At 72.9% G+C, this 22,144-nt stretch carries 22 protein-coding genes; 13 read left to right on the forward strand and 9 right to left on the reverse strand.

The window, feature by feature from the left end; translation table 11 throughout:
* The first annotated feature begins 138 nt into the window (after positions 1–138).
* Positions 139–954 (forward strand): DUF4097 family beta strand repeat-containing protein, encoded by an 816-nt coding sequence (locus AC1DYZ_RS05270; RefSeq protein WP_456823810.1) that lies wholly within the window; start codon positions 139–141, stop codon positions 952–954.
* On the forward strand, positions 954–1,565 hold the full coding sequence (locus tag AC1DYZ_RS05275) for a PadR family transcriptional regulator (RefSeq protein WP_477064152.1): 612 nt from the start codon (positions 954–956) through the stop codon (positions 1,563–1,565). The genes AC1DYZ_RS05270 and AC1DYZ_RS05275 overlap by 1 nt, the downstream gene beginning before the upstream one ends.
* 20 nt (positions 1,566–1,585) lie before the next feature.
* Here the strand turns inward: AC1DYZ_RS05275 and AC1DYZ_RS05280 are convergent, their stop codons facing one another.
* The gene (locus AC1DYZ_RS05280) at positions 1,586–2,185 is read right to left on the reverse strand and encodes a GDSL-type esterase/lipase family protein (RefSeq protein WP_456823809.1); all 600 of its coding nucleotides are present in this window, start codon (positions 2,183–2,185) and stop codon (positions 1,586–1,588) included.
* A gap of 144 nt (positions 2,186–2,329) precedes the next feature.
* Positions 2,330–2,503: a hypothetical protein gene (locus AC1DYZ_RS05285; RefSeq protein WP_477064153.1), complete on the reverse strand. Its 174-nt coding sequence runs from the start codon at positions 2,501–2,503 to the stop codon at positions 2,330–2,332.
* A 93-nt stretch (positions 2,504–2,596) separates the two neighbouring features.
* Between AC1DYZ_RS05285 and AC1DYZ_RS05290 the strand changes: the two genes are divergently transcribed.
* The gene (locus tag AC1DYZ_RS05290) at positions 2,597–3,553 is read left to right on the forward strand and encodes a GlxA family transcriptional regulator (protein ID WP_477064154.1); all 957 of its coding nucleotides are present in this window, start codon (positions 2,597–2,599) and stop codon (positions 3,551–3,553) included.
* Between the two features lie 49 nt (positions 3,554–3,602).
* Here the strand turns inward: AC1DYZ_RS05290 and AC1DYZ_RS05295 are convergent, their stop codons facing one another.
* The 5 genes from AC1DYZ_RS05295 to AC1DYZ_RS05315 all read right to left on the reverse strand — a co-directional run bounded on the left by AC1DYZ_RS05295 (position 3,603) and on the right by AC1DYZ_RS05315 (position 11,252).
* The gene (locus AC1DYZ_RS05295) at positions 3,603–7,394 is read right to left on the reverse strand and encodes a multifunctional oxoglutarate decarboxylase/oxoglutarate dehydrogenase thiamine pyrophosphate-binding subunit/dihydrolipoyllysine-residue succinyltransferase subunit (protein ID WP_477064155.1); all 3,792 of its coding nucleotides are present in this window, start codon (positions 7,392–7,394) and stop codon (positions 3,603–3,605) included.
* 267 nt (positions 7,395–7,661) lie between these two features.
* Positions 7,662–8,477 carry an ABC transporter permease gene (locus AC1DYZ_RS05300; RefSeq protein WP_477064156.1) on the reverse strand — a complete coding sequence of 272 codons (816 nt, stop codon included), beginning with the start codon at positions 8,475–8,477 and terminating at the stop codon, positions 7,662–7,664.
* Entirely contained in the window at positions 8,477–9,391 is a 915-nt protein-coding gene (locus AC1DYZ_RS05305; RefSeq protein WP_477064157.1) for an ABC transporter ATP-binding protein, read from the reverse strand. The genes AC1DYZ_RS05300 and AC1DYZ_RS05305 overlap by 1 nt, the downstream gene beginning before the upstream one ends.
* 41 nt (positions 9,392–9,432) lie before the next feature.
* Positions 9,433–10,497, reverse strand: coding sequence for a sensor histidine kinase (locus AC1DYZ_RS05310; RefSeq protein WP_477064158.1), 1,065 nt, complete (start codon positions 10,495–10,497; stop codon positions 9,433–9,435).
* Complete coding sequence (locus AC1DYZ_RS05315) at positions 10,494–11,252, reverse strand: response regulator transcription factor (RefSeq protein ID WP_477064159.1); 759 nt, start codon at positions 11,250–11,252, stop codon at positions 10,494–10,496. Before AC1DYZ_RS05315 ends, AC1DYZ_RS05310 begins: the two co-directional genes overlap by 4 nt.
* Before the next feature lie 240 nt (positions 11,253–11,492).
* Between AC1DYZ_RS05315 and AC1DYZ_RS05320 the strand changes: the two genes are divergently transcribed.
* The 3 genes from AC1DYZ_RS05320 (at position 11,493) to AC1DYZ_RS05330 (ending at position 15,290) form a co-directional block, all read left to right on the forward strand.
* Positions 11,493–12,815, forward strand: coding sequence for a hemolysin family protein (locus AC1DYZ_RS05320; protein ID WP_477064160.1), 1,323 nt, complete (start codon positions 11,493–11,495; stop codon positions 12,813–12,815).
* Positions 12,812–13,855 carry a hemolysin family protein gene (locus AC1DYZ_RS05325; RefSeq protein WP_477064161.1) on the forward strand — a complete coding sequence of 348 codons (1,044 nt, stop codon included), beginning with the start codon at positions 12,812–12,814 and terminating at the stop codon, positions 13,853–13,855. Before AC1DYZ_RS05320 ends, AC1DYZ_RS05325 begins: the two co-directional genes overlap by 4 nt.
* A gap of 331 nt (positions 13,856–14,186) precedes the next feature.
* A complete protein-coding gene (locus tag AC1DYZ_RS05330; RefSeq protein WP_477064162.1) occupies positions 14,187–15,290 on the forward strand; it encodes a M15 family metallopeptidase in 1,104 nt (367 codons plus the stop codon).
* Positions 15,291–15,306: 16 nt separating this feature from the next.
* Here AC1DYZ_RS05330 and AC1DYZ_RS05335 read toward each other — a convergent pair whose 3' ends face one another.
* Positions 15,307–16,227 carry an aldose 1-epimerase family protein gene (locus tag AC1DYZ_RS05335; protein ID WP_477064163.1) on the reverse strand — a complete coding sequence of 307 codons (921 nt, stop codon included), beginning with the start codon at positions 16,225–16,227 and terminating at the stop codon, positions 15,307–15,309.
* A 64-nt stretch (positions 16,228–16,291) separates the two neighbouring features.
* Entirely contained in the window at positions 16,292–17,098 is an 807-nt protein-coding gene (locus AC1DYZ_RS05340) for an LPXTG cell wall anchor domain-containing protein (protein ID WP_477064164.1), read from the reverse strand.
* A 346-nt stretch (positions 17,099–17,444) separates the two neighbouring features.
* Here AC1DYZ_RS05340 and AC1DYZ_RS05345 point away from each other — a divergent pair, with 346 nt between their 5' ends.
* From AC1DYZ_RS05345 to AC1DYZ_RS05375, 7 genes are all read left to right on the forward strand, one after another.
* Complete coding sequence (locus tag AC1DYZ_RS05345; protein ID WP_477064225.1) at positions 17,445–18,671, forward strand: CpaF family protein; 1,227 nt, start codon at positions 17,445–17,447, stop codon at positions 18,669–18,671.
* Complete coding sequence (locus tag AC1DYZ_RS05350) at positions 18,671–19,534, forward strand: type II secretion system F family protein (RefSeq protein WP_477064165.1); 864 nt, start codon at positions 18,671–18,673, stop codon at positions 19,532–19,534. The genes AC1DYZ_RS05345 and AC1DYZ_RS05350 overlap by 1 nt, the downstream gene beginning before the upstream one ends.
* Positions 19,531–20,466 (forward strand): type II secretion system F family protein, encoded by a 936-nt coding sequence (locus AC1DYZ_RS05355; protein ID WP_477064166.1) that lies wholly within the window; start codon positions 19,531–19,533, stop codon positions 20,464–20,466. The genes AC1DYZ_RS05350 and AC1DYZ_RS05355 overlap by 4 nt, the downstream gene beginning before the upstream one ends.
* 138 nt (positions 20,467–20,604) lie before the next feature.
* Entirely contained in the window at positions 20,605–20,796 is a 192-nt protein-coding gene (locus tag AC1DYZ_RS05360; protein WP_477064226.1) for a hypothetical protein, read from the forward strand.
* A complete protein-coding gene (locus AC1DYZ_RS05365) occupies positions 20,727–21,167 on the forward strand; it encodes a TadE family protein (RefSeq protein ID WP_477064167.1) in 441 nt (146 codons plus the stop codon). The genes AC1DYZ_RS05360 and AC1DYZ_RS05365 overlap by 70 nt, the downstream gene beginning before the upstream one ends.
* Entirely contained in the window at positions 21,164–21,607 is a 444-nt protein-coding gene (locus AC1DYZ_RS05370; RefSeq protein WP_477064168.1) for a pilus assembly protein, read from the forward strand. Before AC1DYZ_RS05365 ends, AC1DYZ_RS05370 begins: the two co-directional genes overlap by 4 nt.
* 26 nt (positions 21,608–21,633) lie before the next feature.
* Positions 21,634–22,122, forward strand: a complete 489-nt coding sequence (locus tag AC1DYZ_RS05375) for a pilus assembly protein TadG-related protein (RefSeq protein ID WP_477064169.1) — start codon at positions 21,634–21,636, stop codon at positions 22,120–22,122.
* Positions 22,123–22,144 lie beyond the last annotated feature (22 nt).

Raw genomic sequence — 22,144 nt, forward strand, 5'->3', positions numbered from 1 at the left:
CGCCAGCGAGAGCCCGTGACCACCTCGGTCACGGGCTCTTCGCTTTCGTGGACGCGATATGACGCGTATGGGTTGCCTCCGCGCGAGACGCGATATAACGTGTCTGCCGAACGAGATATATCGCGAATGGAGAGCATCATGGCTTCCGAGTCCTGGGTCGTTGCCGGCCCGCAGATCATCGAGATCGAGAAGATCACCAGCCTGCGGGTGCAGCTCGTCGCGGGCCGGGTCGACGTCGTCGCGCACGACGGGCCGGGCGCCCGCATCGAGGTGCACGACGTCGACGGGCGACCGCTCGAGGTCAGCCTGTCCGACGGCGAGCTCCGCGTGGGCTACCAGTTCACGCTCGGCGGCTGGGACGGCTTCCTCGAGAAGTTCCGCAACTTCCGCGGCAAGGACCGCGCCGACGTGCACATCGCGGTGCCGCGCGATGTCCACGCGAAGGTGGGCACCGTGACGGCCGAGGGTCTGCTGGCCGGGATCCAGGAGGACGCGTCGGTGTCCACGGTCTCGGGCACGCTGATCACCGACGGCACGCGTGGCCGCCTCGGGGCCAAGACGGTCTCCGGCGAGATCGTCGTGCGCGACCACCACGGCGACCTCCAGCTCCACTCGGTCTCGGGCGAGCTGGCCGCCTCCGGCGAGCTGAGCCTGGTGCAGGCGAACTCCGTCTCGGGCTCGGTGACGCTCGATGTCACCTCCGGGACGTCGAGCGTCACGGCGACCACGGTGTCGGGCGACGTCACCGTGCGCCTGCCCGCCGGCAAGGGCGTGCAGGTCAAGGGCCAGTCGGTCTCCGGGCGCCTGGTCGTCGACGGCGAGGAGTACAAGGGGTCGTCGCCGGGCCATCGCAAGGTCGACCTGCGCACGGGGGACGGCGCCTGCTTCGTCTCCGCCACCACCGTGTCGGGGCACCTCACCGTGCTGCGCGGCGCGGGGACGGGGGTCGCGTGATGATGGCGCCCGTCTTCGCGCACGGTCAGCTGCGCCTGTACCTGCTCTCGCTGCTCGAGAGCGGCCCGAAGCACGGCTACGAGCTGATCACCGCCCTGTCCGACCGGTTCGGCGGCACGTACCGCCCGAGCCCCGGGACCGTGTACCCGCGCCTGGCCCGCCTCGAGGAGGAGGGTCTGGTGATGCGGGTCGACGAGGAGCGGAAAAGCACGTACGCGCTCACCGAGGCGGGCTTCGCCGAGCTGGACGCCCGCCGGGGCGACCTGGCCAACCTCGAGGAGGGCATCGCCGAGTCGGTGCGCGAGCGCGCAGCGCAGGTGCGCGACGACGTGCAGGGGTCGATGCGCGGGCTGCGCGCCGATCTCGCCGCCGCGGCCCAGCAGGCCCGCGCCGCCGCGGTGCCGCACACGGCGGGGATCCCCGACGACCCGCGGCTCGCGTCGCACGTGCGGTACCAGGATGCCGAGGCGATGATCAGCCGGTTCCGCGACGAGCTCCGCGCCGACCTGCGCAAGGTCGACGCCCGCGGCAGCGTCGAGCAGCTCACGCTCGACACGCTGCGGACCGTGCTGGACTCAGCCCTGACGGCCGTGCGGGGGACGTTGCGATGACCCTCTGGATCCGGCGGCTGTCAGGCGGCGTCGTCGGGCAGCCCGAGCCAGGCGTGCCAGCCGGTGTGCAGCACCAGCCAGGCCATCAGGCCGTAGCCGGCCTGCCCTGGCAGGATCCCGTCGCCCGCGGCGAGGTCGCCGAGCCACTGGTCGTGGGCGGCCAGTGGCGTGTAGGTGTCGACGAACGGTACGCGGCGCCGGGTCGCCACATCCGCGTACGCGGCTGACAAGTCGGCCAGCTTGTCCGCGTCGGCGGTGCCCCCGGGAGGGGGGCCGACGACGAAGGCGGGAATCTTGCGCTGCTCGGCGACGTCGAGGATGTTCGCGAGGTTCAGCCGGCTGCGGGCGAGCGAGAGGCCCGCGGCGGCGTCCGCGCGGCCGAGCGCGACCACCAGGCGGTTGTCGGCCTCGGGGGAGAACCGGCGCGTGACCTCGTCGTCCCAGCGGGCGCCGAGGGCCGTGCTCGTCTCACCCGGAACGGCCAGCGTCATGACGGTCAGCGGCTCAGGGGTGGGCGTCCGGGCCGTCACGCGGCCCACCCAGCCGAGCCCCTTGGGGTCACCCGCGCCGGCCACCAGCTCGTCGCCGACCACCGCCAGCCTCAGCGGCAGCTCACCCACGTTGCTTCACCCTTCGCCGTCGGACCACGCTGCGACGGCCGTCGGCCGCCGTCGGCACAGTCTCTCAGGGTGGGGCGAGCAGGGCCCGTTCATCGCCGGGCCAGTCGCGTGGCTCACCCGGCCGCGCCGGGTTCTGGCGCGGGTTCAGCCGGCGGTGCGGAACGGGTGGCTCGGGAGATCAGACGAAGAGTCCGACCAGTCGGCGTGGGAGGCGGGCGGCCGGCTGCTCCCGAGGCCGTCGCGGTGCAGCGTGACGACCAGGCGGGCGACCAGCCAGGCCGCGACGGCGAGTGTCAGGACGATCCAGAAGGTGGTCATGGCAGAAAGTCTCCGCTCATGGAGAATGTGCCACGAGTGGCAGAACTGACGCCCACCGTTGACATTCCGCCACGCAGTGCGGATGCTGTCGAGATGCTCCGTTCCGTCGCCGCCATCGCCCTGCCGAACGTCGCACCCTTCGAGCTCGGGGTCGCCTGCGAGGTGTTCGGCATCGACCGCCGGGACACCGGCGGACCGTCGTTCGACTTCACGCTGTGCGGCATCGAGCCGGGAGTGGTCCCGACGAAGGGGGCCGGGTACTCGATCGTCGTCGAGCACGGGCTGGAGGCCACCCAGGGCGTCGACCTCGTCATCGTGCCGGCGTACGGCGACACCGGTGACGTGCCCGAGGTCGTGCTCGACGCGCTGCGCGACGCCCACGCGCGGGGTGCGTGGGTGCTCAGCATCTGCAGCGGCTCGTTCGCCCTCGGCCAGGCCGGCCTGCTCGACGGGCGGCAGTGCACCACGCACTGGATGTACACCGACGAGATGGCGCGGCAGTTCCCGGACGCGCGCATCAACCCCGCGGTCCTCTACGTCGACGACGACCACGTGATCACGAGCGCGGGCACGGCCGCGGGCATCGACGCCTGCCTCCACCTGGTCCGCCGCGAGCTCGGCGCGGCCGCGGCGTCGGCGGTCGCCCGGCGGATGGTCGTGCCGCCCCACCGTGACGGGGGCCAGGCGCAGTACGTCGACACCCCGCTGCCGTGCGACGCCGACACGCTGGCGCCGCTGCTCGCGTGGATGGTGGAGAACCTCGAGGAGGAGATGAGCGTGCCGGACCTCGCGGCGCGGGCCTTCGTCTCCGAGCGGACCTTCGCGCGCCGGTTCCGCGCCGAGACGGGCACCACGCCGGCCGCCTGGGTCACGCGGCAGCGCGTGGTCCGGGCGCAGGAGATGCTCGAGCGGTCCGACGCGAGCATCGAGGAGATCGCGCGGCTCTGCGGGTTCGGGACGGCGGCCGTCCTGCGGCACCACTTCGCGCGGACGCTGGGCACGAGCCCGCAGGCCTACCGCCGGACGTTCGCGCCGGTCGCGGTCGGCTGACACGACGGAGGCCCGCACCCCTCGCGGGATGCGGGCCTCGCGGTCGTGCTCAGCGCTGGAAGGCGGTCTCGACGAGCGTCGCCTGCTGCGCCTGGTGCTTCTTGGCCGACCCGGCGGCCGGCGATGCCGACTCCTTGCGCGAGACCACCCGGAGCGTGCGGCCGAGCAGCTGCGGCAGGTGCATGGACAGGAACGTCCACGGCCCCTGGTTGCGCGGCTCGTCCTGCACCCACACCAGCTCGGCACCGTCGAACGGCGCCAGCGCCGCGCGGGCGCCGTCGCCGTCGAGCGGGTAGAGCTGCTCGATCCGGACGATCGCCGTCTGCTCGTCGCCCGTCTTCACGCGGTGGGCCAGCAGGTCCCAGTAGACCTTGCCCGAGCAGAGCAGCACGCGGGTGACCTGACCGGCCTTGGCGGCGGCGAGGTCGTCGCCGATCACCGGGCGGAACGTGCCCGAGGTGAAGTCCGCGACGTCCGACGACGCCGACTTGAGGCGCAGCATCGACTTCGGGGTGAACACCACGAGCGGGCGGCGCGGGCGGTCGTACGCCTGGCGGCGCAGCAGGTGGAAGTGCGACGCGGGCGTCGACGGCTGCGCGATCGTCATGTTGTCCTCGGCCGCGAGCTGCAGGAACCGCTCGATGCGGGCCGACGAGTGGTCGGGCCCCTGGCCCTCGTACCCGTGCGGCAGGAGGAGCACGACGGAGGACCGCTGGGCCCACTTCTGCTCGGCGGACGAGATGAACTCGTCGATGATCGTCTGCGCGCCGTTGACGAAGTCGCCGAACTGCGCCTCCCAGAGCACCAGGGCGTCCGGGCGCTCGACGGAGTAGCCGTACTCGAACCCGAGGGCCGCGTACTCCGAGAGGGACGAGTCGTAGACCCAGAACTTCGCCTGGTCCTGCGACAGGTACAGCAGCGGCGTCCACTCGGCACCGGTCTCGCGGTCGTGCATGACCGCGTGGCGCTGCACGAACGTGCCGCGGCGCGAGTCCTGCCCGGCGAGCCGGACCGGGGTGCCCTCGACCAGCAGAGACCCGAACGCGAGCAGCTCGCCGTAGCCCCAGTCGATGCCACCCTCGCGGGTCATCGCCTCGCGCTTGGCCAGCAGCTGCGCCAGCTTCGGGTGCACGGTGAAGCCCTCGGGCGGCCGCACGTGGGCGCGGCCGATGCGCTCGAGCGTGCCGGCGTCGACGGCGGTCTTCCAGCCGACCATGACGCCCGCGTCCTCGAGCTGCGACTCCGGGCGCTCCAGGCCCTTGACCGCCTCGGCCTCCGGGGGCGCCGGCGCGTAGCCGTCCTCGCGGGTCTCCGCGAACACCCGCTCGAGCTGGGACTGGTAGTCCTGCAGCGCCTGCTCGGCGTCGGCGATCGTCAGGTCCCCGCGCGCCACCAGGGTCTCGGTGTAGAGCTTGCGGACCGAGCGCTTGGCCTCGATGAGGTTGTACATCAGCGGCTGCGTCATCGAGGGGTCGTCGCCCTCGTTGTGACCGCGGCGGCGGTAGCAGACCATGTCGATGATGACGTCGCGGTCGAACTGCTCGCGGTACTCGAACGCCAGCTCGGCCACCCGCACGCACGCCTCGGGGTCGTCCCCGTTGACGTGGAAGATCGGCACCTGCAGGCCCTTGGCCACGTCGGTCGCGTACTGCGACGACCGCGACGAAGAGGGGCCGGTGGTGAAGCCGACCTGGTTGTTGATGATCACGTGGATGGTGCCGCCGGTGCGGTACCCGCGCAGCTGCGCCAGGTTGAGCGTCTCGAACACGACGCCCTGCCCGGCGAAGGCCGCGTCGCCGTGGATGAGGATCGGCAGCACGGAGAAGCCGTCGCCGCCCAGGTCGATGCGGTCCTGCTTGGCGCGGACGATGCCCTCGAGCACGGGGTCCACGGCCTCGAGGTGCGACGGGTTGGCCGCCAGGTACACCGCGGTGGTCGCGCCGGACTCGGCGGTGAACGTGCCCTCGGTCCCGAGGTGGTACTTCACGTCGCCCGAGCCCTGGACCGACTTGGGGTCCTGGTTGCCCTCGAACTCGCGGAAGATCTGCCCGTAGGACTTCCCGGCGATGTTGGCCAGGATGTTCAGCCGGCCGCGGTGTGCCATGCCGATGCCGACCTCGTCCAGACCGTTGTTCGCGGCCTTGGACAGGATGGCGTCGAGCAGCGGGATGACGGACTCGCCGCCCTCGAGCGAGAACCGCTTCTGGCCGACGTACTTGGTCTGCAGGAAGGTCTCGAAGGCCTCGGCCGCGTTGAGGCGGCGCAGGATCCGCAGCTGGTCCTCGCGGGGCGTGCGTGCGTAGCCGGACTCGAGACGCTCCTGGAGCCAGCGGCGCTGCCGCGGGTCCTGCAGGTGCATGTACTCGCTGCCGACCGTGCGGCAGTACGAGTCGCGCAGCAGCCCGAGCACCTCGCGCAGCTTGGCGCGGGGCTTGCCGCCGAAGCCGCCCGTCGGGAACGTGCGGTCGAGGTCCCAGAGGGTCAGGCCGTGCGTCTGGACGTCGAGGTCCGGGTGCTTGCGCTGGCGGTAGGCCAGCGGGTCCGTGTCGGCCATGAGGTGGCCGCGCGACCGGTAGGAGTGGATGAGCTCGGCGATGCGGGCCGGCTTGATCGCCTCGGCGTCGGGGTCGTTCGACTCGCGCACCCAGCGCACCGGCTCGTACGGCACGCGCAGCGACGCGAAGACGCGGTCGTAGAAGCCGTCCTCGCCCAGCAGCTTGCGCCCGATGATCCGCAGGAAGTCGCCGGACTGCGCGCCCTGGATGATCCGGTGGTCGTAGGTCGAGGTGAGCGTGAGGACCTTCGAGACGCCGATCTTGTTGAGCGCCTCCTCGGAGGTCCCCGCGAACTCGGCGGGGTAGTCCATGGCGCCGACGCCGATGATCGTGCCCTGGCCCTGCATCAGGCGCGGCACCGAGTGGACCGTGCCGATGGTGCCCGGGTTGGTCAGCGAGATCGTCGTGCCCGCGAAGTCCTCGACCGTGAGCTTGTTGCCCCGCGCGCGGCGGACGACGTCCTCGTAGGCCGACCAGAAGCCGGCGAAGTCGAGCGTGTCCGACTTCTTGATCGACGGGACCAGCAGCTGACGGGTGCCGTCGGGCTTGGCCAGGTCGATCGCGATGCCCACGTTGACGTGCGCGGGCGTCAGGACGCTCGGCTTGCCGTCGGCGACCGTGTACGAGGTGTTCATCGCGGGCATCTCAGCCAGCGCCTCGACCAGCGCGAAGCCGATGAGGTGCGTGAAGGAGATCTTGCCGCCGCGACCACGGGCGAGGTGGTTGTTGACGACGATGCGGTTGTCGACCATCAGCTTGGCCGGGACGGCGCGCACCGAGGTGGCCGTCGGGACCTCGAGCGAGGCCTCCATGTTGGTCACCACGCGCGCGGCCGGGCCGCGCAGCTTCTGGATGTCGTCGGCGGCCTGGACCTCGTCGGCCTGCGTGGCGCGCTGGGCGACCTGGGCGTACGGCGCGGTGGCGGGCTGGGCCGTCGCGATCGGCGACGTCACGGCCGGCGGCTCGGCGAACGGTGCGGCCTGCGCCGGGGGGAGCGCGGCCGGGGCTGCGGGAGGGGCAGGAGGCGGAGCGGCGGCCACCGGGGCCGCGACGACCGGCGTCGGCTTCGTCGCCGGGGTGCCGTTGGTCCGCGCGGGGGCCGGCCTCGTCGCCGGGGTCGACCCGTTGGTCGAGGCCTCGTCGGGCTTGTAGCCCTCGAAGAAGTCCCACCACGCGGGGTCGACCGCGTTCTTGTCCTGGAGGTACTGCTCGTACAGCTCGTCCACGAGCCACTCGTTGGCGCCGAAAACGGCACGGGTCGAGTCAGGATCCGCCTTCTGGGTCACGCTGGGATCGCCCACTTCCGCTGCGGTTCGTGACCGCGTCTCTGCTGGTGCACTTTGCTCGATCTGTTGATGACAACACTACGGCCTTCGCGCCTGTCGGCCCGCCTCAGGAGGCCCCGGCGGGGCCGATCCGCAGGCGTCTTCACCTCCCCGCCACACCCGGGTCAACGGGGGGCAACGGGGCAGTTCCGCGCGCCTCAAGGCGGGGTTGTCGGGACCCCTGGCAGGTCATGGTTCTGCACACCCGTCCAGCGGGGGTGAACGCGCTCAGGTGATGTCCCGCCGGAAGGTGGTCACACGCCCGACGGCGGCCAGCCCGACCCCGTACGCCAGCAGGACGAGCGCGCCCTGCCACCACTCGAGCAGGGTCCCCACGCCGGACTCGGAGTAGAAGCTCCCGCCGGAGATCGCCTCGCCCGCGGCGCCCGGCAGGTACGCCGCGACGCCGTGACCCCAGCTGGTCAGGGACAGGACGAACCGCAGGACCGGCTCCACGAACTGCGTGAAGGCGAGGACGACGACGATGACCGCCACCTGGTTGGTGAGCACGGTGCCCAGCCCGACGCCCAGCACGGCCCACAGGGCGAGAGCCAGGGCGGAGAGCGCGATCGTGCGCCACGTGGCCGCCGAGTCGAGGAACGTCGGCTTGCCCAGCGCCGTCAGCACGGCCGCCCCGGCGCCGACGGCCGCGAGCGTGCCCACGACGCCGTAGACGAGACCGAGGACGGCGGCGGCGACGACCTTCGCGGACACCAGCACTGTGCGCCGAGGCTCGGCGAGCAGGGTCGGCGTGATCGTCTGGTGCCGGAACTCCGCGGCGACGGCCAGCGCGCCGACGATCAGCGGGAACACGTACCCGAACGTCACGGCGATCGTGTAGACGGCCCGCACGACGGCGTCGGGCGCGCTGTCGACCGAGCCGGACGTGTCGCTCGTCGTGCCCGACAGGCCGCCGGCCTGGGAGATGCCCCAGCCGAGCACGGCGGACAGGAAGGCCATGTACACGACCATGGCGAGCAGCAGGATCCACCACAGGCGGGTGCTGACGAGCTTGCGGTACTCGGTGACCAGGGCCGCGCGCATCAGGACGCCACCGCCTCGACGGCACCGACCAGCTGGAGGAACAGGCCTTCGAGGCCCGGGTCCTGGCCGGCCAGCTCGTGCAGCTCGAGCCCGGCGGCGAAGGCGGCGGCGCCCACGGTGGCCGCGTCGACGTCCAGCAGGTCGGCCACGCGCGGGTCGGTCGGCGCGGACCGGGTCCAGCCCGACGACTCGACGAGCGCGGCGAGCCCGACCGCATCGGGGGACACCACCCGGACCCGGGTCCGCGCCATGGCGGCGAGGTCGGTGAGCGACGACGCGTGGGCCAACCGCCCACGGGCGATGATCACGACGTCGTCGACGGTCTGCTCGACCTCCGACAGGACGTGGCTGGACACCAGGACGGTCCGGCCTTCGGCGGCCAGGGCGCGCAGGAACCCGCGCAGCCAGCGGATGCCCTCGGGGTCGAGGCCGTTGGCGGGCTCGTCGAGCAGCAGCACGCGCGGGTCGCCCAGGAGGGTCGTGGCCAGGGCGAGCCGCTGCCGCATGCCGAGCGAGAACCCGCCGACGCGTCGGTCGGCCGCCGCGGAGAGGCCGACGAGTTCGAGCACCTGCGCGGCACGGGCGTCGGGGACGCCGGCCTGCGGTGCGTAGAGGCGCAGGTGGTCCAGCGCCGTGCGGCCGGGATGGAAGCTCGCCGCCTCGAGCGCGGCGCCGACCGTGCGCAGCGGGCGGGGGATCTGCCCGTAGGGCAGGCCGCCGATCGTGGCGGCGCCCGACGTGGGTCGGACCAGACCGAGCAGCATCCGCAGCGTGGTGGTCTTGCCGGCCCCATTCGGTCCGAGGAACCCGGTGACCCGCCCCGGGGCGACCTGGAAGGACAGGTCGTCGACCGCGCGGACCGGCCCGAACGACTTGGAGAGGTGGTCGACGAGGATCGTGCCGTCGGTCGTCATGCGTTCGACCGTAGTGTTCTAGTCGAGATAGAACAAGTCGCCTAGACGGCGGCGGGCAGGGTCACCCGCATGGTGCAGCCGACGTCGGTGTCGGCGACCTCGATCCGACCGCCGTGGAGCTCGACCGCCCAGCGCACGATCGCCAGCCCCAGACCGGTGCCACCCGTCGAGACCTGGCCCGTGAGCGCCGGGGTGTTGCCCCGCACGAACCGCTCGAACACGTGCGCCCGGTCGTCGCGCGCGATCCCCGGGCCGTGGTCGACCACGTCGATCCGCACCTCCGACCCCACGCGTGACGCCTCGAGCCGGACCTCGTCGTCGTCGGGGGAGTGCCGGACTGCGTTGTGCAAAAGGTTCGCCACCACCTGGTGCAGGCGGTCCGGGTCGGCCGGGACGGTGAGGTCGGGGGGGTCCACGACGACCGGGAATCGCAGGTGCTTCGTGGAGCCGACGAGCATCGCGCCGTCGGCGGCCTCCTCCAGGAAGCCGCGCAGGTGGACGTCGGCGATCTCCAGCGGGACGTCGCCCGCCTCGAGGCGGGACAGGTCCAGCAGGTAGGTGACCAGCCGGCCCAGCCGCTCGGTCTGCGCGAGCGCGGCCTGCATGGTCGCCGGGTCGGGCTCCGTGACGCCGTCGACGATGTTCTCCAGCTGGGCCTGCAGGGCGGTGACGGGGGTGCGCAGCTCGTGCGAGACGTTGGCGACGAGCTCGCGCCGGAACGTGTCGGCCTGCTCGAGGTCGTCGGCCATCGTGTTGAACGCGTCCGCGAGCTGGCCCACCTCGTCCAGGCTGGTCGCGCGGACCCGCCGGCTGTAGTCGCCGCCGGCCATGCGCCGGGCCGCGTAGGTCATCTCCCGCAGGGGCGAGGTCATGCCACGGGCCAGCAGCTGCGTGACGATGAGCGAGGCGACGATCGCGATCGGCAGCGTCCGCGTGGGGCCCAGGTGGTTGTACAGGCCGAACCAGGTGATGAAGGCGGCGAGGGTGACCGTCGCGGCGACGAGCACGCCGAGCTTGACCTTGATCGAGCGGAAGCGGTCGAGCGGCCGGACGTCGGGGATCCGCGAGCGGGCGAACTCGCCGCGGACGTGCCGGGGTGCGTTCACGCGCCCTCGGACACGTCGCCCGCGCTGTCGCTCGGCTCGAACGCGTAGCCGACGCCGTGCACGGTGCGGATGAGGTCGGGACCGAGCTTGCGGCGCAACGCCTTGATGTGGGAGTCGACCGTGCGCGTGCCGCTGGCGTCGACCCAGTCCCACACCTCCGCGAGCAGGCGCTCGCGCGTCAGCACGGTGCGGGGCGTCGCCGCGAGCGCGAGCAGGAGGTCGAACTCGGTGGGCGTCAGGTGGACCTCGACGTCGCCGCGCAGGACGCGCCGCTGGGCCCGGTCGACCGTGACGTCACCCAGCACGAGCGGCGGGTCGGGCTGGTCGGCTGCCGCCATCTCGGCCGCCCGCGTCGCGCGCTCCGTGCGGCGCAGCAGCGCCTTCGTGCGCGCGACGAGCTCGCGCATCGAGAACGGCTTGGTCATGTAGTCGTCGGCACCCACGCCGAGGCCGATGAGCATGTCCGTCTCGTCGTCGCGCGCCGTGAGCATGAGGACGGGCACCGGCCGCTCGGCCTGGATCCGTCGGCACACCTCGAGCCCGTCGATGCCCGGGAGCATCACATCGAGGACCACCACGTCGGGCCGCAGGCGCGACGCGGCGCTGACGCCGGCCAGCCCGTCGGCCGCCGACTCGACCGTCCACCCCTCCGCCGAGAGCCGGTGCACGATCGCCTGCGCGATCGCCGGCTCGTCCTCCACCACCAGGACCGTCGTGCCGGCCGCGCCGCCGGGTGACGTGTTCACGTTCGCCATGCCGCCAGCGTGGCACAGCGCAGCGCCGATGACGCCGCGACGGGTCCGTCAAGCCTGCGCCGGTGAGGGGACCACCCGTATGATGGCGCCCACCATGAGCAGCTCAAGAAGCTGCCGGCGTCGTTCCCGGGCCGACGAGCCCGAGGGAGACCATGCCGGCCACCTCCCCCTCTTTGTCATGACCTCCACGACGAGCGCCGGCCCCCGGGTCGGCGTTCGTCGTGCGCCCGGCGGTGACGCGTGCTGACCGAGTGGCTGCTGGTCGGCCTTGGCGTCGTGCTCACGCTCGGTACCGCGGTGTTCGTGGCGAGCGAGTTCTCGCTGGTCACGCTGGACCCGGGCCTGGTCGAAGGCCAGACGGCGGCCGACGACCGCCGCGGCCAGTCCGTGCTCAAGGCCCTGCGGCGGCTGTCGACCGAGCTGTCCGGCGCCCAGCTCGGCATCACCCTGACCACCGTCCTGCTCGGCTACACCACCCAGCCGGCCGTCGCGCGGCTGCTGAGCCTGCCGCTGCAGGACTCGGTGCTCGGGCAGGCGGTCGGCGGCGTCGTCGCGGCCGTTCTGGCGCTCATCGTCGTCAACGGGTTCTCGATGGTCGTCGGCGAGCTGATCCCCAAGAACCTGGCGATCAGCCGACCGATGCCCACCGCGCGCATGGTCGCGCCGCTCCAGCGCGGCTTCACCAGCGCGCTGCGACCGCTCATCACCCTGTTCAACGGCAGCGCCAACGCCCTGCTGCGGAGCGTCGGTGTGGAGCCGCGCGAGGAGCTCTCGGGCGCGCGGTCTCCGCAGGAGCTCGCGGCGCTCGTGCGTCGCTCCGCGCAGGTGGGCACGCTCGACGAGTCGACGGCCACCCTGCTCACCAACTCCATCGAGTTCACCGAGCTCACCGCCGTCGACGTGATGACCGACCGGCTGCGGCTCGTCGTCGTGCGGCGTGAGGAGTCCGCGGCCGACGTCATCGACGTGTCGCGCCGGACGGGCCACTCCCGCTTCCCCGTGATCGGCGACTCCAGCGACGACATCGTCGGCCTGGTGCACCTGCGCCGGGCGATCGCGGTGCCCTACGAGCGGCGCGCCGAGGTGCCCGCCGCCGCCCTCATGGTCGACGCGCCCCGCGTCCCGGAGACCGTGCACCTCGGACCGTTGCTGGTCGAGCTACGCGAGCAGGGCCTGCAGATGGCGGTCGTCGTCGACGAGTACGGCGGCACCTCGGGCGTCGTGACGCTCGAGGACGTCGTCGAGGAGCTCGTGGGCGACGTGGCCGACGAGCACGACCGCCGGCGCGCGTCGACCGCCCGGTCGGCGGACGGCTCGTGGCTGCTGCCCGGCGTGCTGCGGCCCGACGAGCTCGTCGAGGTCACCGGCCTCCACGTCCCGGCCGACGGCCCCTACGAGACGCTGGGCGGGTTGCTGATGTTCGTGCTCGGCCGCATCCCGGTCGACGGCGACGAGATCGTCGTCGATGGTGTCCGCCTTCAGGTCGAGGCGATGGCGGGCCGGCGGGTGGAACGGGTGCGCGTCTGTGCGGTCGATGCCGACGACGAGGGGGACGAGTCATGAGCTCGACCCTCGCCCTGGTGCTCGCGGCCGTGCTGCTCGCCGCCAACGCGTTCTTCGTCGGCGCGGAGTTCGCCATCATCTCGGCCCGGCGCAGCTCCATCGAGCCGCTCGCCGCCGCCGGCGATCGCCGCGCCAAGACGGTGCTGTGGGCCATGGAGCACGTCTCCCTGATGCTCGCGTGCGCCCAGCTGGGCATCACCGTGTGCTCCACGAGCCTCGGTGTGGTGGCCGAGCCGGCGATCGCGCACCTCATCGCCGACCCGCTCGCCGCGCTGGGCGTCAGCGAGGACCTCACGCACCCGATCTCCTTCGTCCTGGCGCTCGCGATCGTCGTCTACCTGCACGTGGTGCTCGGCGAGATGGTGCCCAAGAACCTCGCCGTCGCGGGGCCCGACCGGGCGGTGCTGATGTTCGGCCCGCCGCTCGTCTGGGTCGCCCGCGTGGTCGGGCCCGTCATCACGGTGCTGAACTGGATGGCCAACCACGCGCTGCGGCTGTTCGGCGTCGAGCCCAAGGACGAGGTGTCGTCGGCGTTCACCGCCCAGGAGGTCCAGTCGATCGTCGAGCGCTCGCAGGCGGAGGGGCTCCTCGAGGACGAGCAGGGGCTGCTCACCGGCGCGATCGAGTTCTCCGACCTCACCGCGCACGACGTCATGATCGGGACGGGTGAGCTGGTGGCCGTCGGACCGGGCAGCACGCCGGAGGACGTCGAACGGCTCGTGGCGCGGACGGGGTTCTCCCGCTTCCCGGTCGTCGACGAGTCCGGCGTCCTCACCGGGTACCTGCACCTCAAGGACGTCCTGTACGCCGACCAGACCAACCGGGCCGTGCCCGTGCCCGCCTGGCGCGTGCGCGCGCTGGCGGTCGTCGGGCCGCAGGACGAGATCGAGGACGCGCTCGCAGCCATGCAGCGGTCGGGCTCGCACCTGGCGCGGGTCGACGAGGGCACCCAGACCGTCGGCGTGGTGTTCCTCGAGGACATCCTCGAGGAGCTGGTCGGCGAGGTCCGGGACGCCATGCAGCGAGGGCAGATGTCCTGACCACGGTCGGCTGGGGGGGGGGGGGGGCATCGCGTGCGCCTCTCGGCGTGTCGCCCCGCGTGTCGCCCGGTATGTCCGCTCGACGGACTGGACATTCGTCCAGGGGGGTTGGAAGCGCGCCCGCGAGCCGTTATGGTTTCGTGACCGCAGTCGCCAGGACGTGTCCGAAGCGTGCTCGACGACGACGTCGCGGCAGATCAGACGCGTGAACGAGACTGGAGGTGTCGTGGGGTCGCACAGCGAGGAGCCCGTGACAGGCCTCCCGACACGCCGCAGCCTCCGCGAGGCAGAGCGGCGTTCCGCTGCCGAACCCGTCTCGACGCCGGTCCCCGTGACCGCCCCGCGCATCGATCCTGACTCCCCGACGGCTGTCCACCACGTGCCGGCCTGGGCGGCGCACCGCACGCCGGTCGCGCCCGCCACCGAGCAGCTCGCGCAGGTCGCGCAGCGGCCGGTCGCACCGTCGGCCCGCCCTGCCGGTTTCTCCCCGCAGTGGGCTGCCGCTCCGACGCTGTCCGCCGAGCCGGCTACTCCTCCGGCCGAGCGCCGCTGGTCGGCGGCCCCGCAGGACCGTGCCGTCGCGCCGGTGGCTCTGCCGACGCTCCCCGCGGTCCTGCCTGCGATCTCGCCGGCCCTGGAGCAGACGGTGGTCGCGCAACCGGTTGTCCCCGAGCTCGCGGCCGTCGAGCACGGCACGGCGCGTCGCCGCACCGGCCGACCCACGCGCATGGCGGCACGCCTCGGCGTCCTCGGCGTCCTCGCCGGCATCACGGTCGTGATCCCCGTCAGCCAGGGCGTCGTGCCCAGCCCGGTGGCCTTCGGCTCGGACGCCCTGGCGGACACGACGCTGCCGACGACGGTCTCCGCCCTGGCCGGTTCGTCGCTCTCGGCGCTGCCGCCGTCCTCGCTCGTGTCCGCCGACGGCGCCCTGCAGGCGAGGAGCCTGTCGGCGGCGTCCAGCCGCACCGAGGAGCGGTCCCTGCTGGCCGGCTGCGACGGCTCGGTGCGCCCCGCCGGTCAGAACGGCCTGCTCAAGGTCTCCGACCTGTGCACCCTGTGGGACAACCACACGCAGCTGCGCGCGGACGCGGCCGTCTCCCTGGCGGAGTTCAACCAGGCCTTCGCCGCGCGGTTCGGCGGCGACCTGTGCCTCGCCTCCGGCTACCGGACCCTCGCGCAGCAGCGCGCGGTCAAGGCGCAGAAGGGCGGCCTCGCCGCCGCACCCGGCAAGAGCAACCACGGCTGGGGCCTCGCCGTCGACCTCTGCCAGGACCAGACCTCCGGCGTGAAGTGGCGCTGGATCACGGAGAACGGGCCCACCTACGGCTGGCAGAACCCCGCGTGGGCCCAGCCCGGCGGCAGCGGCCCCCACGAGAAGTGGCACTGGGAGTACGAGAAGGGCGTCGAGGCCGACGGCGAGTACTACGACGGCTGACGCCGCCGCGTGAACCTCACAGCAGCCTGAGGCCCCACGTCATCGTGTGGCTCTCGCCCGGCGCCAGGTGCACCAGGTCGTTCCCGGTGCGGAAGGCGTCCGCGATGCACGTCATCGGCTCGGCGGCCACCCCGCGGCGCGAGATGTGCTCGACCGTGTCCCCGGTGCAGACCTGCCACGCCTTCGTCGCGTCGTCGGCCCACATGGCGACCGTGCGCCCGTCGGGGCAGCCCAGCCGGATCCACGAGATGCCCTCGGCGTCCCGGATCAGGTCGATCCAGGCGTCGTCGAGGTCGAGGCCGTGCAGCAGGCGGGCCTCGCGCAGGTCGAAGCCGTCGGACACGCGCTCCGACCCCGTGGGCAGCAGCCGCTCGTCGATCGTCACGTGCCGGGCGGCGTCGACCTGCAGCGTGCAGTCGTCGACGTCCGCGTCGCCCGGCGACAGCCACGGGTGGAAGCCGATGCCGTACGGCGCCGTCGTCGTGCCGAGGTTCGTCGCCTCCGCGCGGACGTGCAGCCCGGCCCCGGTGAGCGTGTAGACCAGCTGCACCCGCACGGGCCACGGGTAGCCGTGCGTGGGGACGATGACGTGCTCGAGCGTCACCGAGGTGGCGTCGGCGTCGACCGTCGTGAACGTCGTGTGCGAGACCAGCCCGTGCAGCGCCGTCTGGCGGTGGTGCTCGGTGAGCGGCACCTCGTACGTCTCGCCGCGGTAGCCGTAGGCGCCGTCGCGCAGGCGGTTGGGCCAGGGCGCCAGCGTGGCGCCGGAGAAGGCCGGGGGGATCTGCGTCTCGTCGAACGGGAGCACCAGATCCCGGCCGTCGACCGTGTACTCCCGGAGGCTGGCGCCGACCGCCGTGATGACGGCACGTTGACCCCCGAGCTCGAGGACGTGCTGGCGGCCGGTGGGCAGGGGGGTGGTGATCGTCGTGGACACGCTCACACGCTAGCGGGCCGGACCCACGACCCGCGGCAGTGGGTCATGTGTCCGGCCCGCGGGCTCAGCGCGTGTGGTCGGCGGTCGTCCGCCGGCGGGCCAGCACCACGAGGGCTGCGCCGGTCGCGACTGCCAGCGCGCCGAGCGCCCCGACCGTGGTGGCGGCGGAGCCGGTCGCGGCGAGCGTGGCGGTCACGTCGGTCGCATCCGACKGCTCCGCCGCGAGGACCTCGCTGATGAACTCCGGCTCCGTCGTCGTCGKCAGCGCCGGGTCGGCGGTCGGCGCGAGGTCGCCCGCAGCGTCCGTGGCGTCCGAGCCTGTCGCGTCGCCCGAGCCGCTGTTGTCGGTGTCGCCGTTGTCGGTCGAGCCGGTGCCGCTGTCGCCGGTGCCGCTGTTGTCGGTGTCGCCGTTGTCGGTCGAGCCGGTGCCGCCGCCGTCGCCGGAACCGCCGCCGGTCTCGTTAGCCGGGTCGGTGCAGACGGGCGCCTGATGGCCCTCGCCGAAGTGCTGGTTGTACAGGCTGACCTGCACCCACGTCACGCAGTACCCACCGGGGAAGGATGCGGCGAACTTCGGGTGGTCCGTCCATGGGTAGTAGCTCTTCCCGACGTACCGGGCCTGCGGCCAGATGCCGTTGTCCGGCACGGACTGCTGCACGTTGAACGACTTCTCGCCGGTCCCGTCCAGTTTGGTGACCTTGTAGTTGATGTGCCCGTTCGCCTCAAATGTCGTCCCCTTGGGCAGTGTCAGGCCGGCGGCGGTGACCGTGTACGGGGTCGCGGAATCCGAGCCGCCGTCGGCGTGCGCGGCGGTGGGCAGGAGCACGAGCGCTGCGGCGAGCAGGGCAGCGCCGAGGGCGCGAAAACGCATGGGGATGTCCTTCGATGGAGTCAGGGTGCACCGGCCTCGGTGCGGAGCGACGTCGCTTGGGCTCAGGCCCGGAGCTGGGCCCGACCCTAAAAGGGGGCTGCGGAATCGCGCGCTCGATCGTCGTCGCGCTGCTCGCCACCTGTTCGTCGTCAACCAATTGTCTGGGGCAAGCAACCCCAATTCCTAGGACCGAAGTCCCAGACGACTCCCTCCGACGGGTGAACGGGCGTCCCCCCTGTGGACAGCGGGGTGTGCTCACCGCCGCGTGTCCCCTAAGGTTCCGGCCAGCGTGCATTCGGACATGACGGATGAACCGGGCGCTGTGACCGAGAGCGAGGGGGCAGCCGTGGACGGTGTGGCGATCCTCGAGACCGAGGTCCGCGAGCTGATCCGGCGTCGGGGAATCGACCCGGTCCGGGACCGGCCCGGCGTGGTGTCGCTGGTCTCGGACGTGATCGCCGACTACGACGAGCGGTCGGTCGTCGGTGCGGTCCCGCCGCTGGTGGATGCGGTCGCCGCGCACAAGGCGGTCGTCGACGCCGTCGCCGGGCTGGGGCCGTTGCAGAAGTACCTCGACGACCCTGAGGTCGAAGAGATATGGATCAACGCGCCGACGCAGGTGTTCGTCGCGCGACGCGGGGAGTCCGAGCTCACGACGACGATCCTCACCGACGGACAGGTGCGAGACCTCGTCGAGAAGATGCTCAAGGTCTCKGGCCGTCGGCTCGATCTGTCCAGCCCGTTCGTCGACGCCAGCCTCCCGGGCGGGGAGCGGCTCCACGCGGTCATCCCCGACGTCACGCGGCAGCACTGGTCGGTGAACATCCGCAAGTACGTGGTCCGGGCGACCACGCTCGACGAGCTGGTGGGCCTCGGCACGCTCACCCCGCACGCGGCAGCGTTCCTGCATGCCGCCGTCCGTGCCGGGCTCAACATCCTGGTCTCCGGCGGCACCCAGGCGGGCAAGACCACGATGCTCAACGCGTTGGCCGGCGCGATCCCCGCGCGCGAGCGTGTGATCACGTGCGAGGAAGTCTTCGAGCTGCGGCTGGTCGCGCGCGACTGGGTGGCGATGCAGTGCCGGCAGCCGAGCCTCGAGGGCACGGGGGAGATCCCGCTGCGGCGGCTGGTCAAGGAGGCGCTGCGCATGCGTCCGAGCCGGCTGCTGGTCGGCGAGGTTCGCGAGGCCGAGGCGCTCGACCTGCTCATCGCGCTCAACGCCGGGGTGCCGGCCATGTGCACGATCCACGCGAACTCGGCCCGGGAGGCGCTGACCAAGCTGTGCACCCTCCCGCTGCTAGCCGGCGAGAACGTGTCCGACCGGTTCGTCATCCCCACGGTGGCCTCGGCGGTGGACCTCGTGGTGCACCTCGACCTCGACGGCACCGGCCGACGGCTGGTCCGAGAGATCGTCGCCGTGCCCGGCCGGGTGGAGCAGGGGATCGTCGAGACCGCCGACGTCTTCCACGCGCGTGACGGGCACCTGGTCCGCGCGGACGGCTACCCGCCGCACGCGGAGCGGTTCGCGCGCTCGGGCACCGACCTGGCCGCTCTCCTGCGCGGGCGCGGCTGATGGCGGTCGTGGTCGGGCTCCTGCTCGGAGCCGGCGTGGCGTGCATCTGGTGGTCGTTCTGGGCCGAGCCGAGGCAGGCCAGGGGCTCGCGGATGGCCGGCTGGCACGCCCGGACCCAGGACACCCTCGTGCAGGCCGGGGCGAGCGGGGTGACGCCGGGCGCGCTCGTGCTGACCAGCGTCGTCGTCGGGCTCGTGGTCCTCCTGGTGGGCGTGGTGCTGACCCGGATCCCGTCGATCGCGCTGTGCTTCGCGGTCTTCGCGGCGCTGGCGCCGTGGGCGGTCGTGCGAGGGCGGGCGCGGCGTCGGCGCGCGCGCCTTCGGCAGCTCTGGCCCGAGGTGGTGGACCACCTCGGCTCCGGGATCCGGGCGGGGCTGGCGCTGCCCGAGGCGGTCGCGCAGATCGGGGAGCGCGGCCCGGTCGAGCTGCGGCCGGCGTTCACGGCCTTCGCGGAGGACTACCGGGCGACCGGACGTTTCGGCGAGTGCCTCGACGCCCTGAAGGCGCGCCTGGCCGACCCCGTCGCGGACCGGATCGTCGAGGCCCTGCGCTTGACCCGGGACGTGGGCGGCACCGACCTCGGCCGGCTGCTGCGCACGCTGGCCACGTTCCTGCGCGAGGACGTCCGGACCCGCGGCGAGCTCGAGGCGCGGCAGAGCTGGACCGTCTACGCGGCGAGGCTGGCGGTCGCGGCCCCGTGGGTCGTGCTCGCCCTGCTGTCGACGCGTCCGGAGGCGGCGAGCGCGTACGACACCCCGGCCGGGTTCGCGGTGCTCGTCGTCGGAGGCGCGTGCACGGCGGTCGCCTACCTCGTCATGCTCCGCATCGCGCGGCTGCCCGACGACCCGCGGGTGCTCCGGTGAGCCCGGGCGTGGTGGGCGCGCTCGTCGGGCTCCTCGGGGGGCTCGGGTTGGCGCTCGTGGTGCTGCGGCTGCGGTCCCGCCGGATCGACTTCGACCAGCGCCTCGCGCCCTACCTCCGGCCGCAGCCCACGGGCTCTGGCCTGCTGCGGTCCGCACCCAGCGTGCGCGGGCCGTTCGCCACCGTGGAGCGGCTCGTCGCACCGGTGATGAGCGACGCCGTCCGGCTGGTCACGCGGCTCGGCTCCCCGACGTCGGAGCTGCGCCGTCGCCTGGAGCGGGCCGGCCGCAGCGAGACCGTCGAGCAGTTCCGGGCCGGGCAGGTCGTGTGGGGTGTGCTCGGGCTGGCGGCCGGCCTCGCGCTCGCGCTGCTGCTCGCGGCGACGCGGGGTTCCGGCGTCGGCGCCCTGGTCGTGCTCGTCGCCGTCTGCGGGCTCCTCGGCGTTCTCGCGCGTGACTGGGCCCTCAGCCGCGAGCTCCGGGAGCGGGAGTCCCGGATGCTGCAGGAGCTCCCGACGATCGCGGAGCTGCTCGCCCTGGCGGTCGGGGCGGGCGAGGGGGCGGTCGGTGCGCTCGAACGCGTCGTGCGGACGACCCACGGTGAGCTCACCGGGGAGCTGGCCCGGACGCTCGCCGACGCCCGCTCCGGCGCGCCGCTGACGGTCGCACTCGACAACCTGGCCGACCGGACGGGCCTGCCGGCGCTCGCGCGCTTCGCGGAGGGCGTCGCCGTCGCGGTCGAGCGGGGCACGCCGCTCGCCGACGTCCTGCGGGCGCAGGCGCAGGACGTCCGCGAGGAAGGGCGCCGCGCGCTCATGGAGACGGGCGGACGGAAAGAAGTGCTGATGATGGTGCCGGTCGTTTTTTTGATTCTTCCGGTCACCGTCGTCTTCGCGGTCTTCCCGAGCATGGTCGTCCTGCGGGTCGGCCTGTGACGGGCAGCGGTATCTGGTACGGCGCCCGGTGGGCGCCCGACGAAGGGACGACGACCGATGACGACGGGCAGCGAGACTCAGACGAAGGACGGCGGCGGCGGTCCGTCGCGCACCGCGACGTTGCTGTGGGGGTCGCTGGTGTGGGGCTCGACCGCGTGGAGCGCCGTGCGGCACCGGGTCGCGGGGCGCGGGTCCGACCGAGGCGACGTGCCGGGGTGGGTGCTGGTCACGTTGATGACCGCTGGCTTGGTCACCGCGCTGTGGATCATCGCGGGCGACGCGCTCGCTCGGGTGTTCGAGGATGCCATCGACAGCGTCAAGGCGCCCTGACAGGCGACGCTGGGTCGGCGATCGTCGACTTCGCGCTGGTCGGCGGGCTGGTGACCGTGCTGTTCGTGGCGGTGCTGCAGCTCACGGTCGTCCTGCATGTGCGCAACACGTTGGTCGACTCGGCGTCCGAGGGTGCGCGGTACGGCGCGCTTGTGGGGCACGATCCCGCGGACGGCGCCGCCCGGTCGCGTGACCTCATCGCCCAGTCGCTCTCCGCGGCGTACGCGCAGGACGTGAGTGCCGGTCTCGCCACGATCGACGGCCTGGACGTCGTCGAGGTCGAGGTGCAGGCGCCGCTGCCGCTCGTGGGGCTGGTCGGCCCCGCCGGCACGCTCACGGTTCGCGGACACGCCCTGCTCGAGGTCCCGTGACCGCGCGGTTCGGAGGCGACGAGGGCAGCTCGGTGATCGAGTTCCTCGGGCTCTCGCTCGTGCTGCTGGTGCCCCTCGTCTATCTCGTCCTCGTCCTCGGTCGCATCGAGGCGGCGACGTTCGCCGGCGAGGGGGCGGCGCGCGAGGCTGCCCGCACGTTCGTCGTCGCCGACGGTGCCGACGAGGGCGCGGCGCGTGCGATCGCCGCGGCCGGGATCGCGCTACGAGACCAGGGCTTCGACGACGACCCGGCCGAGGCGCTGACGATCACGTGCTCGGTCTCGCCGTGCCTGGCGCCGGGCAGCGACGTGTCCGCCCGGATCGACGTGAGGGTGCCGCTGCCCTTCGTGCCGGGGTTCGTGCGCGACGTCGTCCCGCTCGAGATCCCGGTCAGCGCCGAGCGCGTGGCGCCGGTGGACGCCTACCGGGCGGCCGGATGAGGCGCGGCCGGATGAGGCGCGGCCGGATGAGGCACGACCGAATGACGCGCGACCGGATGACGCACGGCCGGACGAAAAGCCGGGACGACGGCCAGATCATGATCCTCACGATCGGGTTCGTCGTCGTGGCGCTCCTGCTGGTGACGGTCGTGGCCTCGGCCGCGGGCGTGCACCTTGAGCGCAAGCGGCTGCTGGCGCTCGCGGACGTGCTCGCGCTCGAGGGCGCCGACGCCGTGGGCGACGACCGCTACTACGCGCCCGGTGCAGACCGGGATCCCGGACTCCCGCTGACCGATGCGGCGGTGCGGTCGGCGGTCGAGGAGTACCTGCGCGACAACCCAGACGCCGCGGCGCAGTGGGACCAGCTCGTGGTGCTCTCTGCCAGCACGCCCGACGGCACCTCGGCCCGCGTGCACCTCGGCGCCGTGACGCACCCCGTCCTGCTCAGCTGGGTACTCGCGGCGTGGCAGGACGGCATCGCGCTCGAGGCCGAGTCGACGGCCCGCGCGTCCTGACCGCGATATCGCTCCGGCTCGG

This window comes from Cellulomonas sp. P1_C4, assembly GCF_056406355.1.

Bases quoted from the DNA above. Each gene is read 5' to 3' on its own strand.
- AC1DYZ_RS05300 (WP_477064156.1), bottom strand. From the start codon at position 8,477: ATGCGCGCGGCCCTGGTCACCGAGTACCGCAAGCTCGTCAGCACCCGC.
- AC1DYZ_RS05375 (WP_477064169.1), top strand. From the start codon at position 21,634: ATGAGGCACGACCGAATGACGCGCGACCGGATGACGCACGGCCGGACG.
- AC1DYZ_RS05315 (WP_477064159.1), bottom strand. From the start codon at position 11,252: ATGGCGAACGTGAACACGTCACCCGGCGGCGCGGCCGGCACGACGGTC.
- AC1DYZ_RS05290 (WP_477064154.1), top strand. From the start codon at position 2,597: ATGCTCCGTTCCGTCGCCGCCATCGCCCTGCCGAACGTCGCACCCTTC.
- AC1DYZ_RS05305 (WP_477064157.1), bottom strand. From the start codon at position 9,391: ATGACGACCGACGGCACGATCCTCGTCGACCACCTCTCCAAGTCGTTC.
- AC1DYZ_RS05350 (WP_477064165.1), top strand. From the start codon at position 18,671: ATGGCGGTCGTGGTCGGGCTCCTGCTCGGAGCCGGCGTGGCGTGCATC.
- AC1DYZ_RS05270 (WP_456823810.1), top strand. From the start codon at position 139: ATGGCTTCCGAGTCCTGGGTCGTTGCCGGCCCGCAGATCATCGAGATC.
- AC1DYZ_RS05275 (WP_477064152.1), top strand. From the start codon at position 954: ATGATGGCGCCCGTCTTCGCGCACGGTCAGCTGCGCCTGTACCTGCTC.
- AC1DYZ_RS05325 (WP_477064161.1), top strand. From the start codon at position 12,812: ATGAGCTCGACCCTCGCCCTGGTGCTCGCGGCCGTGCTGCTCGCCGCC.
- AC1DYZ_RS05285 (WP_477064153.1), bottom strand. From the start codon at position 2,503: ATGACCACCTTCTGGATCGTCCTGACACTCGCCGTCGCGGCCTGGCTG.